Here is a 15362-nt window from a genome sequence, read left to right as displayed (position 1 = left end):
CGACCAATTCGGTTTTTGACCGCCTTCGAATGAATGTTCAAGTTCAGCGCTCACTTGGAGTCTTACACCTCGAACGAGGGCTGCCGCCCGGTGCCCCAAGCTCGAAGCCGCTGCCCGGATCGTTGCTGAACCCGGCCAGTTTCAACTTTCCCGTGATCTCGGAAACGGTAGCCGGGGCTTGGGTCGAGAACGTCGTTTGCGGCGATCCTACGCTGGAGCCGGCCTTTATCGCCGCAGCGCGGCGACTGGCGGAGCGGGGTGCCATCGCGATAAGCTCGACCTGCGGTTTCTCCATCCGGCATCAGCCAGCTGTGGCCTCCTCGGTCAGTGTGCCGGTGGTCATGTCCAGTCTGCTCCTCTTGCCTGCGTTGCTTCGCGAGCTGCCCCGAAACGCCAAGATCGCCGTGTTGACTTACGACTCGGCGCACTTGACCGAGGATCTGCTTGGGCTCCCCGATCGTGACGAACGAGTGAGGATCGTCATTGGAGGTATTGAAGGCGGCAAGTTCTGGCACGACGAGCTTAAGCGTCCGGCGCCCCCGATCGATATCCCCGCAATCAAGGCTGATGTCGGTGCTTGTGTTGTCCGCCTACGCGCAGCCCATCCGGACATCGCCACTATCCTTCTCGAATGCGCGGCCTTTCCATTGGTCGCGGCGGCGATCCGCCGTGCCGCGCAGCTGCCCGTCTATGACATCACCGATCTCTGCCGCTTGACGCTGGGTTCGGTCGCCTGAGGCTTTGCCATATGCAGGGCGCGCTGGCAGCGAAGACGGGCTCAGGCGGATATTCTGCAACAGTGCGGCTTGCTCGAGAAGTTGTTGTGAATCGCGGGGGCGGTCCCGCGCATTCACGTCCGGGAGGTATCAAACCAAGTAGCATCAGGAGGAGGTACCATGTCCGCATTCGATCAGCAGGAATATCGCGGGCGTACGGCTCGGCTGCGCCAACGAATGGCGGAGCTGGGTATGGACCGCTGCTCGTCTTTAACGAGGCGAACATGAACTATCTTACTGGATACGATGGCTACTCGGATTACGTTCCGCAGCTCGCACTCGTGTGTCAAGACGAGGAAGATCCGTGGCTGATTCTGCGCGAAATGGATGTTGCGTGCGCAACTGCCACCTCCTACCTGCCGCACTCGCGCCATCTCGGTTACCCAGAGCAGTTTATCGGTTCGGCTCACCAGACGCCTTGGCAGTCGATTGGGCATATGGTCCGCAAGCGTACAAAATCGAACCGTATTGTAATTGAACTGACGGCCAAAAATTATGGAGTTAAGGCTCAGGCGACGTAGCCAAGAGCCTTGATCTTTCGAAGAGTGTTGATGCCGATGAGATCATCTCCAAGCTGAAGCTAGTAAAATCACCAGCTGAGATCGCCTACATGGAGCAGGCGGGCAAAATCGTCGACCGGGCCATGCGGATTGCGCAACTTGGGGTCGCTCCTAGCGCTCGCGAGTGCGACGTGGCGGCTGCCATAACGCATGCACTAATTGCCGGCACACCGGAATTCCCGGGCGGGGCTTCCCGCATTTATCCGACCATGCCGACGGGTAGCCCTGCGACGGCACCGCATATTAAGTGGTCCGACGACGCGTGCTATACGGCCGAATCCCAGACCAATTTCGAGCTAGAGTCCTCAGTCACAAGTTCGCAATCGTAGATTCGCAGTAGATTCGCGTCGCCGTGCCAAGGATAGAGGCTGCAGCAGCGACGGAGGATCTGATGGCGGTCCAGCAACTTGCGCCCCTAACATTGAGCGATCAAGAGCGGGCCGAACTGAAGTCGCTGACGATGCGGCGGAAGACGGCGCAGGCGCTGGCTCTGAGAGCGCGGATCGTGCTGGCCTGTGCGGAAGGCGGTCAGAACAGGGAAGTGGCGGCCAAGCTGGGGCTGGACCGGTCGACGGTAGGTAAGTGGCGGCGGCGTTTTGTGGGACGGCGCGTGGACGGGCTGCATGACGAGCCGCGCTCCGGGGCGCCACGTACGGTTGACGATGCCCGCATCGAAGCCGTGATCGTGAGGACGTTGGAGAGTTGCCCCAAGAACGCCACCCATTGGAGTTCCCGCGACATGGCGAAAGCCAGTGGCCTATCGGTGTCGACGGTGCAACGCATCTGGCGGGCCTTCGGGCTCCAGCCGCACCGGATGGAGACGTTCAAGCTCCCGACCGATCCAAACTTCGTGGCCAAAGTGCGCGACGTTGTGGGCCTCTACGTCTCGCAACCGGAGCACGCCATCGTTCTATGTGTGTATGAGAAATCCCAAATCCAGGCGCTGGACCGCAGTCAGCCGATGCTACCGATGCGTCCCGGCCAGCCGGCCCGAAGAAGCCATGACTACACCAGGCACGGCACCACATCGCTGTTCGCCGCCCTCGACATTGCGAGCGGACGGGGCATCGGCAAGTGCTATGGACGCCACCGCGCTGCTGAGTTCCGCAAGTTCCTCGACGAGATCGAGGCTGCCGTACCGCGTGAACTCGACGTCCATCTCGTCATAGACAATTACGCCACGCACAAGCCCCCCTTGATCCGAAAATGGCTGGCTAAACGGCCGCGTTGGCACGTGCATCTGACTCCGACCAGCTCGTCATGGCTCAATCAGGTCGAGCGCTTCTTCGCGCTCCTCACCGATAAGAAGATCAGGCGCGGCATCTATCGCAGCGTCGCCGCTCTCAGGGCTGACATCACTTCGTTCATCGATCGGCACAACGCCGATCCAAAACCGTTCCGATGAACCAAGTCTGCCGATGACATCCTTGCTTCCATCGAACGCTTCTGCCGATACAATGCCCCGGCAAAACACGACCCGGTGTTGCGAACTTCCGGTTCAGGACACTAGTGCTGCTGCCACGGTGGCCACTTATCGCCGCATCTATCTCATTTGGTAGCTGTTCTAGCATCATGATCAGTAGTTAGTTGGAACGGCACTGGAGCAGTCTAGCCCGCTTCAGCTCAATTGTGCGAAGTCGCGCGACTATTGCCTCGAGGCTGGAGCGCACACGCTCGAATCAGGTCAGATGCGAATGATTCCACGCTAGCAAGGCCGGCTTGCGCCACTCGACAGCGACACACAGCACGACTAGGTGGTTGAGAATGGAGTACTTGATAGCAGGATTGTCGGACCTGCGGGTGATCGAAATCGGTAGCTCGGCCGCGGCCAGTTATTGTGCCCGATTGTTTGCGGATTTCGGAGCCGATGTGCGAAAGGTCGAACCGCCAACCGGAGATCCGCTTCGTGGCAGCGCGCCAGTCACGCCTGAGGGCCAGAGCGCGTGGTTCGCATTTTTGAATTTCAACAAGTCAAGTCTGATCCTTGATGCTGCCGACGCCGATGCGAGCACGCGGCTCTCGAATCTGATCGATGATTGCGACGTTCTAATTGACGGCCGCGATATCGATTCTGCTGGTTGCGCGGCTATTGATATTGCTGCCATCCGGAAACGGTGTCCCGGATTGATTTACGTTGAAGCAAGCTGGTTCGGTCAACAAGGCCCGTACGCGGACTTCGCCGCAACCGATTCGACCGTCCGCGCACTCGCCGGCCTTCTGAAGCTGGTTGGAGCGGTCGAGGGCCCGCCAATGCACGCGCCGGATTTTCAAACAGGAATTCTGGCCGGTCTTTGGGGGTTCATCGCGGCGGCTTCTTCTGTCGTCTCGCGAATGCGGGGCGAACCAGGACGGTCATGGTCGGTCAGTATTTTCGAATCGAGCCTCTCCCTGTCAGAGTATCTCATGTTCGAAGCATCTGCGCAGGGCGACGTAATGCGCCGCATTGGCATAAACCGATTTTGGCCAAACTTTCCAACCGGCATCTACGAAACCAAGAAAGGTCGGATAGGCGTTAGCGCAATCACCCCAACGCAATGGCACTCGTTCTGCGATATGCTCGGCTTGTCCGAACTGCGCAGTGACCCGGCACTGGCCTCTAACGAAGCTCGTCTGAAACACATGGAGCAAATCGAGCGAGAGTTTATGCCCCGGCTAAGGACGCGGACAGCGCAGGAGTGGTTTGCGGAAGGGCTGAAACGTAAGATCCCGATTGTCCCGGTGCCCGAAATATCAGATCTGCTTCAGGACGGGGAGAAGAAGGAGCGCGGCGCAATCGTACCCATACTGCTTGGCGCGGAAAAGGGTTTGACGGCGGGCTCAATGCAGCGCCTGACGTTAACGCCGCCTCGCCGAGGCGGAAGGGTTCCAGCTCCTGGTGAGCGGCAGGATCCTCCGGATACCCGAAGATGCCAGAGCGATACTGTGCCGACATCGTCCCGCGGTTTAGATGCTAGCAGGCTACCGTTGCAGGGAATTCGCGTCGTCGATTTCTCGATGGGATGGGCGGGCCCGCTGTGTACGCGCACGTTAGCTGATCTTGGTGCCGATGTGATCAAGATCGAGGCTATCCAGTATCCGGACTGGTGGCGCGGCGTTGACCGGCGCCCTGGTTACGCGGAGCATCGGATGTACGAAGTGGCGTCCTGCTTCTGCATTATGAACCGCAACAAGCGTGGTATCACACTCGACCTGACGCGGCAGCAAGGCCTAGCTCTTGCCAAGCGGCTTGTAGCAGGAGCCGATGTTGCCATCGATAACTATTCGGTCGACGTGTTGCCGAAGCTCGGCCTCGGTTACGACGTGCTCAGTGAGATTAATCCCCGGCTCGTCGTGATGTCGATGTCAGCGTTTGGAACAAAAAGCATCCGTCGCAATTGTCGTGCCTATGGCTCGACGCTCGAGCAGGGCTCCGGCCTTCCGAGCGTCATTGGAAGCGCTGGTGGGCCGCCCATGATGAGCCACATCGCGTTCGGGGATGCTGTCGGTGGGTTGAACGGCTGCGCTGCAGTTCTGCTTGCGCTGATTCATGCCCGCAATACCGGGCAAGGACAGTTCATCGATCTTGCGCAGATCGAATGCATGGTGCCGTTTGCAGCGCCATGGATCACCATGCACTCGATCAGCGGTATGCCTCCGGAAAGGTATGGCAATCGACATCCGCAATTCGTGCCGCATGGCTGCTTTCGGTGTGCGGGCGAGGATAACTGGATCGTGATAACCGCGACGGACGAGCACATGTGGCAGAGGCTTGCCGTCCTTATTGGCCGACCAGACTGGGCTAGGGACACGTCGCTGGCATCTCCCGAGGCTCGCCGCGCGATCGAGGACGAGATCGAGAAGGACATCGAAGCGTGGGCGTTGACCCGCGATCCAGATCGGGCCTTGTCCGATTTGCAGGAATTGAGGATTGCGGCCGGCGTGGCCAGGTTGCCGATTGACTTGCTCAAGGATCGGCATTTGCGGTCGCGTTCGTTTCTGCAGGAAATCGACCGCGCTTTCATTGGGTTGCATCCGCAGCCGTCGATGCCGATTCGCGAAGGTTCACGCCCCTATCTGATCCGCACCGCGGCGCCAACGCTCGGACAACATAATACAGAGATTCTATCAGGACTTCTCGGCCTCTCGGCCGCCGAGGTCGTGCAATTGGAGAGGGACGGCATCATTGGCACCACAATGCTCTCAGAAGGGGAGCTCGCAGAGAAGGTATCGTCAAATAGCTAATTCACCGTACGAGTTTGCCACGGCGATGCTCGTCGTGGCACCGTTGCTCCTGCGATCGGCGTGCGACTGACAACCAATTTGCAACGCTTACCAGACTCCGTTGACCAAGGCTGCTTCGTATTCTTCCGTAATCTCTTTCACTAGCTCGGCGGCACCCATGATCGAGCGTACGCCTGAAACGGAGTGGCCGGCGCTCCAGATGTCGATCCACCGCCGCGGTCCTCCGGAGTTGTTGCCGCCGAATGTTTTCTTCGCGCTGGTCTCGGACACAGATTCGTCGAGTTCTGACAGGTCGAGGCCGGCCGCTATGATTGAGGGCCGCAGCATGTTGGTATGTAGTCCGGAGAAGGCTCTAGTCAGCATAATATCATCAAGCCTGCTATCGACGAGCATCTGACGATAGGAATCGCTCGCCCCGCTCTCGCGGGTGGCAATGAAGCGCGTACCCATACAAGCGAGATCGCATCCGAGCTGACAAGCCGCCGCCAGCGAAACGCCGTCGGTGAGACCGCCCGCAAGGACGACCGGACCATCGAACATGGCCCGAACCGCGCGAACAAAAGCAAAGGGATTAGCCCAACCTGTGTTGCCTCCAGCTCCTGCGGTAAGCAAAACTAAGCCGTCCGCACCGGCTTCGATCGCTTTTTCTGCATGGCGCAGCGAAGCTACATTGGCTAAGACGAGACAACCGATTTCGTGTAGCGGTTTGACGGCCGCGGCCGGTGATCCCACGCTTGTGATGACAATCTCCACCTTGTGGCGCACGAGACAAGCAAGATCATCCTTGAAGCGTGCCTCCCGGATGATGAGGTTTGGGCAGCATGGCGCAGCTCGCCGATCTAGCTCAGCGAGACTGTTCTTAATGTGGATGAGCCAGTGATCGAGCTCCTCAACGGATCGAGCGCCAGCTGTGGGAAAAGCGCCGATCGCTCCCGAGCGGCAGACAGTAGTCACGAGATCTACCCCCGAGACATAGAACATGGGCGCGACGATCAAGGGTAGGCTCAGCCGGGACGCGATAGCGCCCGGTAGCCTGCTTCGCTGGGAAAGTGCAATCACAGATACAGTCCTCCAAACAGGCTTGCCCTTCTCAGTGAAGCCTTCGGGCGTCCTGCCGATCTTCTGACCCTTGTGCACGCCCGCGATGGGTATTCGCGAAGTCGTTGGAGTGAAGTCGGAATCGCCACATCTGGATACATCCGACCGTTGACGGGCTTCACACTAACAGCGTTGAAACTTGTGTGCAGCAATTGTCGGAAAGCTCAGTATGCGCCTCCGTAAGCGAGAGGTGCAGCTAGACCTCAGCAAGCATTATTTCTGCAGGACACCCGTCGCCATGCTGACCAGGGCCATTGGCGAGAACAGTCTTCAATACTGCATCCCAACATTTGCAGGTCTCCGTTGGCCGAGCTGACGTTCAGCGACCAATCAGTGACATGCTTGTGGAGTGTAGATCAATGACCAAAATATGTAGTTGACCAGAGCGCAAATTGAATACGCTATTTGCTAGTTCTCACGGTGCGAGTGGGACTAGCGCAATCATCGCCACACGGATGCATATGGCCAAACAACGTCGATCCTCGCCTTCCATGACGGGTCGACATCTTCTGGCTTGCAGGGGCCGCAGGTCGGGCCTATTGCACGCCAACGGCCAACGTAACACATATGGATTTTGGAATTAACAATTCATCAACTACAAGCCCGGATGTTCACTCGTTTAGGCAGAACAAGGCTCTCTGCTTGTCTCGGGAATACGGCGGACCAAAAATGTCCGTCCTTCACAGGCATGTTGCTGGCGCGAGCGGTCGGGGTTCAATCTCGCCAACAAAGCGGGCTGGACCCATCGAAGCTGGAAGTAGCCCTGTTCGCTCTGTATTGTGAACTCGGCATCGCTGGTGAGGCAAGTACAGACGAACTCTTGGTCAGCGGATCGTACCGATCCAGTCCGAGCGAGTCCCATCCCTGACGTTGCCGGCAACCCAACAACTTTGCGGACGGCATCCGCGAGCGTGGAGTAGCCGGCGCCGGACACCGTGTTCGCGGGCAAGAGTCCGGGCAGGTCAGCTGGCCATCGCCGTCAGCAGGGTGCTTAGCGCCACTGTTAGCGCCGCCGATGGCAGAAGACTACCAAGGTCAGTAGGTTCGCTGTTCCCAATTCTAGGGTAGGTGCGTGCTGCGATTCAGGAAGACACCAAGGATGTACGATAAGCGCTGATTGTTTCTGCGGCTGTGTTCGTGGCTCGCGCAATTTACTGCTTGTCTATTGACTGCCTAGTTATAAAGGATGCGTGGAGTGACTAGCGAGGTGCGAAGAATGCAGGCTCTCGAAGCCCTGGAGTCGAACGTCCGCTCCTACTCGCGTTCGTTCCCGGCGATGTTTAGTCGAGCGTGCGGTTCGATTATGTGGACGGAGGATGGTCGAAGGCTCATTGATTTCCTCTCCGGGGCTGGAACGCTGAACTACGGCCACAACAATCACGATATCAAAACTGCGATTTCTCAGTATCTAGCGTCCGATGCTGTAATCCACGGGCTTGATATGGCTACTCCTGCAAAGCTCGAATTTATGACGAGTTTCAGCTCCATCATTCTTCGAGAACGGGATGCGAAATACCGGTTCCAATTCACAGGGCCAACAGGTGCTAATGCTATTGAGGCAGCTCTAAAGCTCTCACGCAAAGTCACGGGACGTCAAAACATTATTTCATTCATGCATGGCTATCACGGCATGAGCCTAGGAGCGATCGCCGCGAGCGGCAATCGATTTTATCGTGCAGCTAGCGGCATTTCTTTGTCTGGCGTAACTTTCATGCCTTATGATGGTTATCTTGGGCCAGCCGTTGATACGGCTGACTACCTGCGAAAGGCGTTGGTTGACGAGAGCAGCGGGATTGATTGTCCAGCTGCCATTCTGGTCGAAACCGTGCAAGGAGAAGGTGGCATAAACGTAGCTGGCGAGGAATGGTTACGATCAATTCAGGCCGTAGCAAGAGATATCGGCGCTCTTTTCATAGTTGACGATGTCCAGATGGGATGTGGTCGCACGGGCGAATTCTTTAGCTTCGATTTCGCCGGAGTGTCGCCAGATGTGATTGTGCTGTCGAAATCGCTAAGTGGGTACGGTCTGCCGCTATCGATGTTGTTGATCAAAGAGGAACTCGACGCATGGCGACCAGGAGAACACACCGGCACGTTTCGAGGAAATAATCTTGCACTTGTGTCTGCAACTGCAGCCATAAACATATTTTGGCGCTGCCGGACGTTCTCACAAGCAGTTCACCGCACAGCTGACCTTATGCGGTGTCGACTTGAGGCCATTGCATCCGAGTACGGGAATAGCTTTTCGGTTCGAGGGAGGGGCATGGCGTTGGGATTTGACTGTCAAATGGCCGAACTCGCGGCGGCTACAACACGTAAGGCGTTTGAGAAGGGATTGATCGTCGAGCGATGCGGACCTGCTGACCAGGTCGTAAAATTTCTGCCTGCGCTCACGATCGATCTTGAGACACTAAATCAAGGTCTTGACATATTCGAGGAATGCTTGGCCGAGGCCAGATAGGCCGAGGGCAGGGTGAGCGAAACCCCGCTGTTCATCCAGATAAGGAGGGAACCCGGATGGACTATGAGACCATAAAATATGAGGTCGCCGACCAGATCCTTATCATCACCTTGAATCGGCCTGAGAGGCTTAACGCTTTTACCAGTACTATGGCCCGGGAGTTGATCGACGCCTTCAATCGCGCCGACACGGACGACGACGTCGGCGCCATCATCGTGACCGGCAAAGGCCGCGCTTTTTGCGCGGGCGCCGATCTTTCGTCGGGAGGCGACGCATTTGATGTTGGCGCGCACCGCGAGCACGTGAGCCAGTCCGATGGCACGGTGGACTACAGCGATCCTAACCTGCGTGACATTGGCGGCGAGCTCACATTGCGGATCTTTAAATGCATGAAGCCCGTATTGGCCGCAGTGAATGGATCCGCGGTCGGTGTCGGAGCCACAATGCAGCTCGCGATGGACATCCGCATCGCGTCTGAAGCCGCGCGCTTTGGTTTTGTGTTTGCCCGGCGTGGCATCGTGCCTGAAGCGGCCTCGAGCTGGTTCTTGCCGCGTATCGTCGGCATCTCTCAGGCGCTGGACTGGTGTTACAGCGGGCGAGTATTTCCGGCTGAGGAGGCGCTCGTCGCACAATTGGTCAGCAAGGTGGTGCCCTCTGATCAACTGCTGCCTACGGCGCGCGCGCTCGGCCGCGAGATCGTCGAAAAGACCCCACCCGTATCGGTCGCGCTGATCCGGCAAATGATGTGGCGCATGCTGGGCGCCGATGATCCTGTGGAAGCTCACAAGATCGACAGCCGCGTCAGCTATACGCTTGGCCGGTCCGCTGACGCCAGGGAAGGCGTTATGGCGTTCCTGGAAAAGCGACCTCCGCTTTTCAAGGGTAAGGTGTCAACCGACATGCCTGAATATTTTCCATGGTGGACGGAGAGGGAGTACAAATAATCATCACTCGTCCCGACGAACCGAGGCGCGACCGAGACCCGCGCGTCCGTGAATGAGGTGAGAGGCCGCCCAAGTGAGGTCCCGGTGAGGGCAGGCCGGCAGAAACCAGACGCGAGGGAGTGGTCCGCAGGCTGACGGACCTTGCCGTTTTGGTTCGGCGAACTAGCCTTGGGCTTTCAATAGGTTGTCCATTCGGTCTCGGTCGGGGAAGCTGAAGGTGTCGAAGCTTCAGCAGCCCGCAAGAGAAACCGAATGGACATCCATGAGACGGCCCGGCTTACGCCGCCAGGTCGAGAGCAATTGTGCGGCTCTTGCAGAGCGGGCAGAGCCCGCACGAGCCGCAGGCGTCTACCCGCGGACTGCCCGGACGTGGATTGACATTATTGCCGCGGAGGCAGAACGGAACGAGAGATCGTTCCTCACGGCCACACCGTCTGCGCAGCCCGACGCCAGGGCCGTGACCGACCGGATCGAGGCTCTGCGCCGTCAGCGTATGACAGGCAGGCAGATCGCCAAGAAGGTCGGGTGTCAGCGGCGACGGTGAGCTGGGTGCTGCAACGCCTCGGCCTCAACAAGCAAGACTCTGGAACCAGCCGCTCCGGTGCGCCGCTATGAACGCGAACATTCTGGCGAGCTCATCAAATCGACCTCAAGAAGCTGGTATGTTCGTAAAACCCGGCCACCGCATCACCCGCGACCGCGAGAAGGGCGAAAGCCGCGGTGCGGGCCACGAGTTCGTCCGTGTCGATCGACAATGCATCGCGCCCGGCCTTCTCCCAGATCCGGAGTGACGAGGAATGAGAGCGCTATCGACTTCCTCGAAAACGCCGTCACTACCACAGGCTGGGCGTGAAGATCTCCGGCATCATGACGGACAACGGCTCCTGCTATCGCAGTAAGGCGTTCGCCCCGTGGTGCAGGAGGATGGGTCTCAAGCACATTTTCACCAAGCTCTACAGACCGCTAGGTTTGAAAGGTAACACTTGGCCGAACGCTCCAGGGTGAACGAGTTAGTCATGCCGGAGTCTGAGGCGCGTGGTTGAAGCACACACGACAAGAACCACCCGGTTAGGAGTCAAGCCTCCGCCTCGTTTGCACTAGGAAAGCCGACGAAACGGGAGGCTATACGCCTCCGCTTGGATACTGGGTTTCTTTATCCAAAGACATAGTAGTGCCGGGCTAGCAGCGCGAGCGAGCGAAAGAAAAGGGAATCCGAAGAGCTTCACGAGGAATATCGATCTGTTATTGATTGGCGCCGCCCGACGATCAGCAGGTCGGGTCAAAGATGGGGCAGGGTCGACCCGCGCTATTTGGGACAAAGGCGCCACTCGTTCAGCGCCGTACCAGGCTGCTTGCTGACGCTATGTATGGAGCGTTCATGTTTTGCTTCCGGAGACCTGGCTAGGCAACGAACATGCGCCGCGTCATAGCGGAGATCGTCAATCGGTTTGACCGTGTGCATTTCTCTTACGAGGCCAGATCTGACTGGCATGGCCTTTATCGCCGCTCCGCTACTGCTCAAAAACGCTCTGCCGCGATTGGATGCCGTTTCTTGCCAACATCATTTCTTCAAATATCGAATAAACCTTCCTCACCCAGAGCAGGTAGTACCCCTGTCCATTGTTCGTGCTGTATCATCACCTCGTAAATTCGCTTTGCGGGCTTAGGACGGTCACGAGAGGAACAAGGTGCAGCAATGAAGAGCGTAGGTAATCCGTTGCAAGTGTCACGCTTTCTTCGGGTATATGATGACGCCGCCGCGAAAAGAGGCATCCGGCTTTCGATAGGTTTCGACTTTCACGAGTATGTTTCAATCACACGGAGTCTTCCAACAAAAAAGCCAACGTACCCAAATTTCCGGCCAGATCGCTCGCCATTAAAACTAGGCGAGGGATATTGGATGATTGGTACCGACAAGAATAACGAGGTCGCCCTTGTAGAGGCAGCTCGAGTATATGACCTTTCTCACACCAACCTTGCAGAACATCTTGAATCTCTGAAGATGTTCTATGCTGAACCGGCCATACACGCACATCCTCAAGATCGCTGTACTTGCATGGCACCAAGCGCGAAGAAGATTACCGGGAAGGTCGCTTACCACGGCGACTTTTGGTTGCGCAAAGACTTTAGAGGAAAAGGCATGCCTAAGATCATGGCTGGAATACTACGCGGCGTGTCGTTCTCAATGTGGACTCCAGACTTCGTAATTGGACTAGCAGAGCGCTGGCTACTTGATAAGGGCGTCCTTGCGCAATACGGACACGCGCATCATGAACTCAGCGGGTCAATATTGCAGCTGGTCGAAGAGAACATTATCGACGACGATTTGCTCGTTTGGTTAACCGGCGAGGAGTTGAGGCGGCTTGTGGATCGTCACGACAATATCGACTTCGTTTTAGCCTCGTAATTCTAGGCGGCATGACAATTGATGCCTCACGGTCTGATCACGACTGAGCCGCAGCGTGATGATGTTCCCAATAACGTCAAAACTAAGTTGGCGACTATTGTAGTCGACGCGCGCGAGGCGCACGTGCCAGCGAAGTGACTATCACAGCGGTGCAATATACATGGATGTGTGAAGCGACATCGCGGGAGTTAATTACCAGACGAAGTCTGGCGGCCAGCCGAGCCGGTATGCCACTGCTTTGTGAGACAGGGCGCGATGCTCAGAACCACTCGATGTCACTCGGGAGAAACGCTGCCATTCCGGAGACAATCTGGAAATCACGCCCGAAAGCGAATGGGCCACCTGAAGGAGCGATCGATCCACTCCAGACACGTCAAATCGAAGAGGACACGATGAGCTAAAGTTTGCGGACGCATATGGCGGGTGCTGTGCTTATTGGGCAGAAATCTAACCAGAACTTGGACTGCGCGCCTGATCTGCCGGACGGCAACTCGCGAGTAACCTTCGAGCGGGATGGAGAGAAAGAGTTTGGGGCGGCGTTCGCTCTCTATGACCTTATTCCGGACCCCGTCACGATGGGGAGATTATCGGTTGCGAACATAAGCCTGTTACTCTGCGCAAGACTTGTCGACCAGCCGAAGTTCAGGGCGTTGGACTGGCGGGTGGCCTCATATCCACGCGACTGGAGATCCGGTTCGGACGATTCGTCGTTTCACCGTTGAGAGATAGCTCAAACAGCGGCTAACAAAAGCCTCGATACGGATAAACAGCAACAACAGCACCCAATCGACAAACCCGATAGTCGGTACCTGCGCGCGCGACGGTCGCATCCGACTCGAATGTGCATCAATCTGCAACGTTCCGACGGTGCGCCTGGACCATTGTCGACTCGCGATCGTGATGCATAAATCTGGCATGTAGCCCATCGGGACAGAAGAGAAAGTTCGGTGAACAAATCCAGGCTTGCTCCAGAAGTTTCGCCGAGAGATCAAAGTCAAAGTCGCGGCTTCGAACGAAAAACTGCTGCCTTTCTGATGTCATCGCCAGTTTGTCCTCGCGAGGTCATTTGATCGCCCCCATTGAAACGTCGTGGCTGCCTCCGTCATGCTGCGCTGACGCCGATTGCAGCGGGGCTGGCCTGAGAACGCAAGGCCGCCGAGATCTAGCCGCTGATAATCAGGGCTCGCCCGAATTGACGAGTGGGGTGTTAACTGGTGCGCGGCAGGCTTGCCGTCATTGGAGCGCATCGCTACCTGCTGATCCTGCCCCCAGATCAAGGCAGCGAAAGACGGCCGCTGGCATCGACAACAGCCGGCCGTCTGCTCAGAATTGAGGCTGTCCGCGTTCTCTGCCGCCCGCCAGGCGCGGGCGTGATGCGCCGAACGTGAGCGCGGATCCGAGCGCGTCCGTACCGATCTCGGTGACATGAAATCCTGCGCAATTGTGCGTAAGATCGCATAATTTACGCGCGAGCTGCCGCCAGCGGTGCGAGTCTGCAGCTCAAGGGCGTGATATGCCGATGCCGTAACCAGTCTTTGGACCGTCGACGATCGGTGAGTAAGCCGGTCGACCGCGCAGATCAAGCCGGGGGACAAGGAACGCAATACGACCGCCTGTCCGCTCTTGTCACGGCATGCCACTACGGTCTCGTCCTCAATATTGTGTAACAAACCCAAATTAGAGGCTGCGAATGGCCGACATCTCGCTGAGTCCTCGTTTCGATCGTACTGATCAGAAAGGCGAAACGATAATGGATTTATTGGCAATCTGATGCTTGCTTCAATCATTGCACTACGCCTCATATTGCCGAATCTTCGCCGGCTTCGCCCAAGCTGCCAACCAAGATTGCCTTGCTCGGAATAGGGCGTGTTCGTCACAGGGACGACTTGCATCCTTGGGCTCAATTATGTTGCTCAGGTTCAGCGGGAAGTGGGCCACAGCATTCACCTTCGTACTCACCTGGCGGCGATTTCAGGAGCGCTTCTTGACTCTCAGCAGCTTGCAATGGACTTTTGCGCAGCCACGATGAAGCGCTGATAGTGAGCCCGCCCAGGGCATCAGATTTGAGCTGGCCGGGCTCGATCAGATGGAGGAGTAGGTTGCCTCCTTGTCGGAGGTCGATCTCTCAAAGGCGTATCGTTCCTCGTGCCGACATTAGCTTTTATACAACGCGTTTCAACAACATCGTTTCAGCGCAGCGTGTGCTCGGGGTCACCGAGAATGATAGCCTGCAGGGCAAGCTGCGGCAATGCCGTTCGTGAAGTCGAAACCCGGCTCGCGCAGATCGATCGGCCGCAGCTCACCGTGTTGTTGCTGATGATGCGACGACACGAAAAGGATTTCATGCTGCGGCGTGAGGAGAAGTACGGCGATGAGCTGGACAAACGCGTCACTCGAGACTGCCCTTTCTGCTTCGGAGTTGGCGCCGGCCGCCAAGTCGGAACTGAAGAGCCTTACTGGGCCCTGCCGGTCGAGCTTCGTGGCGTTGCTGGTTGCGGAACAAGCGTCGGATGACCCGGTTGATGATCTCGGACAGATCTACGGCCGAAATGGTCCCCTACTGTTGAAAGCGATCGAGAAAGCTGATGCCCGCACTGCCGCGGCGGACAAGCGCGCACTCCACTGCCAGCCTCCCCCGTACCGACCTTCCGTCTTCTTCGCGCAAAATAAATGAGGCAACGATCCCGTCTTCGGGAACATTCCTCCATGAGGCAATACGCACTTCCATCCTGACGTCCCGCCCGAGTCTGCCATGCAGGCGCCGATAGGCGAGGCCATGGCTTCCTGCGCGATCGCCCCCATGCGCTGGCGCGGCGGCATCATCCACCCCGATCGCCTGGTATCTGATGGTCTGATTAAAAAAAACATTCTCGGATTGCCGTGAGTCGCGTAACC

Annotated in this window: 10 protein-coding genes and 1 pseudogene; 10 read left to right on the top strand and 1 reads right to left on the bottom strand. The window is 57.4% G+C overall.

Annotation, left to right across the window (positions count from 1 at the left end; genetic code table 11):
- Nucleotides 1-29: 29 nt before the first annotated feature.
- The 4 genes and pseudogenes from OWC48_RS43190 to OWC48_RS43175 all read left to right on the top strand — a co-directional run bounded on the left by OWC48_RS43190 (nt 30) and on the right by OWC48_RS43175 (nt 5557).
- On the top strand, nt 30-737 hold the full coding sequence (locus tag OWC48_RS43190; protein WP_282525477.1) for a hypothetical protein: 708 nt from the start codon (nt 30-32) through the stop codon (nt 735-737).
- An 11-nt stretch (nt 738-748) separates the two neighbouring features.
- The gene (locus tag OWC48_RS43185; protein ID WP_282525476.1) at nt 749-1297 is read left to right on the top strand and encodes an aminopeptidase P family N-terminal domain-containing protein; all 549 of its coding nucleotides are present in this window, start codon (nt 749-751) and stop codon (nt 1295-1297) included.
- Between the two features lie 430 nt (nt 1298-1727).
- Nucleotides 1728-2738, top strand: a pseudogene (locus OWC48_RS43180) (IS630 family transposase); the annotation flags it as partial.
- Between the two features lie 362 nt (nt 2739-3100).
- Nucleotides 3101-5557, top strand: coding sequence for a CaiB/BaiF CoA-transferase family protein (locus tag OWC48_RS43175; protein ID WP_282525474.1), 2457 nt, complete (start codon nt 3101-3103; stop codon nt 5555-5557).
- Between the two features lie 87 nt (nt 5558-5644).
- On the opposite strand, the gene OWC48_RS43170 is transcribed toward OWC48_RS43175, so the two are convergent.
- Entirely contained in the window at nt 5645-6538 is an 894-nt protein-coding gene (locus OWC48_RS43170) for a nitronate monooxygenase family protein (RefSeq protein ID WP_282525495.1), read from the bottom strand.
- 1333 nt (nt 6539-7871) lie between these two features.
- On the opposite strand from OWC48_RS43170, the gene ectB reads away from it, so the two are divergent.
- From ectB to OWC48_RS43140, 6 genes are all read left to right on the top strand, one after another.
- Nucleotides 7872-9116, top strand: coding sequence for a diaminobutyrate--2-oxoglutarate transaminase (gene ectB, locus OWC48_RS43165; RefSeq protein ID WP_282525473.1), 1245 nt, complete (start codon nt 7872-7874; stop codon nt 9114-9116).
- 56 nt (nt 9117-9172) lie between these two features.
- Nucleotides 9173-10060 (top strand): crotonase/enoyl-CoA hydratase family protein, encoded by an 888-nt coding sequence (locus OWC48_RS43160; RefSeq protein ID WP_282525472.1) that lies wholly within the window; start codon nt 9173-9175, stop codon nt 10058-10060.
- Nucleotides 10061-10722: 662 nt separating this feature from the next.
- Entirely contained in the window at nt 10723-10851 is a 129-nt protein-coding gene (locus OWC48_RS43155; RefSeq protein ID WP_282525471.1) for a hypothetical protein, read from the top strand.
- A gap of 1109 nt (nt 10852-11960) precedes the next feature.
- Nucleotides 11961-12467, top strand: a complete 507-nt coding sequence (locus OWC48_RS43150; protein WP_282525470.1) for a hypothetical protein — start codon at nt 11961-11963, stop codon at nt 12465-12467.
- A 2371-nt stretch (nt 12468-14838) separates the two neighbouring features.
- Nucleotides 14839-15141 (top strand): hypothetical protein, encoded by a 303-nt coding sequence (locus tag OWC48_RS43145; RefSeq protein ID WP_282525469.1) that lies wholly within the window; start codon nt 14839-14841, stop codon nt 15139-15141.
- Between the two features lie 78 nt (nt 15142-15219).
- Nucleotides 15220-15351 (top strand): hypothetical protein, encoded by a 132-nt coding sequence (locus OWC48_RS43140; RefSeq protein ID WP_282525468.1) that lies wholly within the window; start codon nt 15220-15222, stop codon nt 15349-15351.
- The last annotated feature ends 11 nt before the right edge of the window (nt 15352-15362 follow it).

Source organism: Bradyrhizobium sp. Arg816 (assembly GCF_029989365.1).
Lineage (GTDB): Bacteria > Pseudomonadota > Alphaproteobacteria > Rhizobiales > Xanthobacteraceae > Bradyrhizobium.
The sequence above is the reverse complement of the archived record's forward strand: the minus strand, read 5'-3'. Positions and strand labels throughout refer to the sequence as shown.

Bases quoted from the DNA above. Each gene is read 5' to 3' on its own strand.
- OWC48_RS43190 (WP_282525477.1), top strand. From the start codon at position 30: ATGAATGTTCAAGTTCAGCGCTCACTTGGAGTCTTACACCTCGAACGA.
- OWC48_RS43185 (WP_282525476.1), top strand. From the start codon at position 749: ATGCAGGGCGCGCTGGCAGCGAAGACGGGCTCAGGCGGATATTCTGCA.
- OWC48_RS43175 (WP_282525474.1), top strand. From the start codon at position 3,101: ATGGAGTACTTGATAGCAGGATTGTCGGACCTGCGGGTGATCGAAATC.
- OWC48_RS43170 (WP_282525495.1), bottom strand. From the start codon at position 6,538: ATGTTCTATGTCTCGGGGGTAGATCTCGTGACTACTGTCTGCCGCTCG.
- ectB (WP_282525473.1), top strand. From the start codon at position 7,872: ATGCAGGCTCTCGAAGCCCTGGAGTCGAACGTCCGCTCCTACTCGCGT.
- OWC48_RS43160 (WP_282525472.1), top strand. From the start codon at position 9,173: ATGGACTATGAGACCATAAAATATGAGGTCGCCGACCAGATCCTTATC.
- OWC48_RS43155 (WP_282525471.1), top strand. From the start codon at position 10,723: ATGTTCGTAAAACCCGGCCACCGCATCACCCGCGACCGCGAGAAGGGC.
- OWC48_RS43150 (WP_282525470.1), top strand. From the start codon at position 11,961: ATGATTGGTACCGACAAGAATAACGAGGTCGCCCTTGTAGAGGCAGCT.
- OWC48_RS43145 (WP_282525469.1), top strand. From the start codon at position 14,839: ATGAGCTGGACAAACGCGTCACTCGAGACTGCCCTTTCTGCTTCGGAG.
- OWC48_RS43140 (WP_282525468.1), top strand. From the start codon at position 15,220: ATGCAGGCGCCGATAGGCGAGGCCATGGCTTCCTGCGCGATCGCCCCC.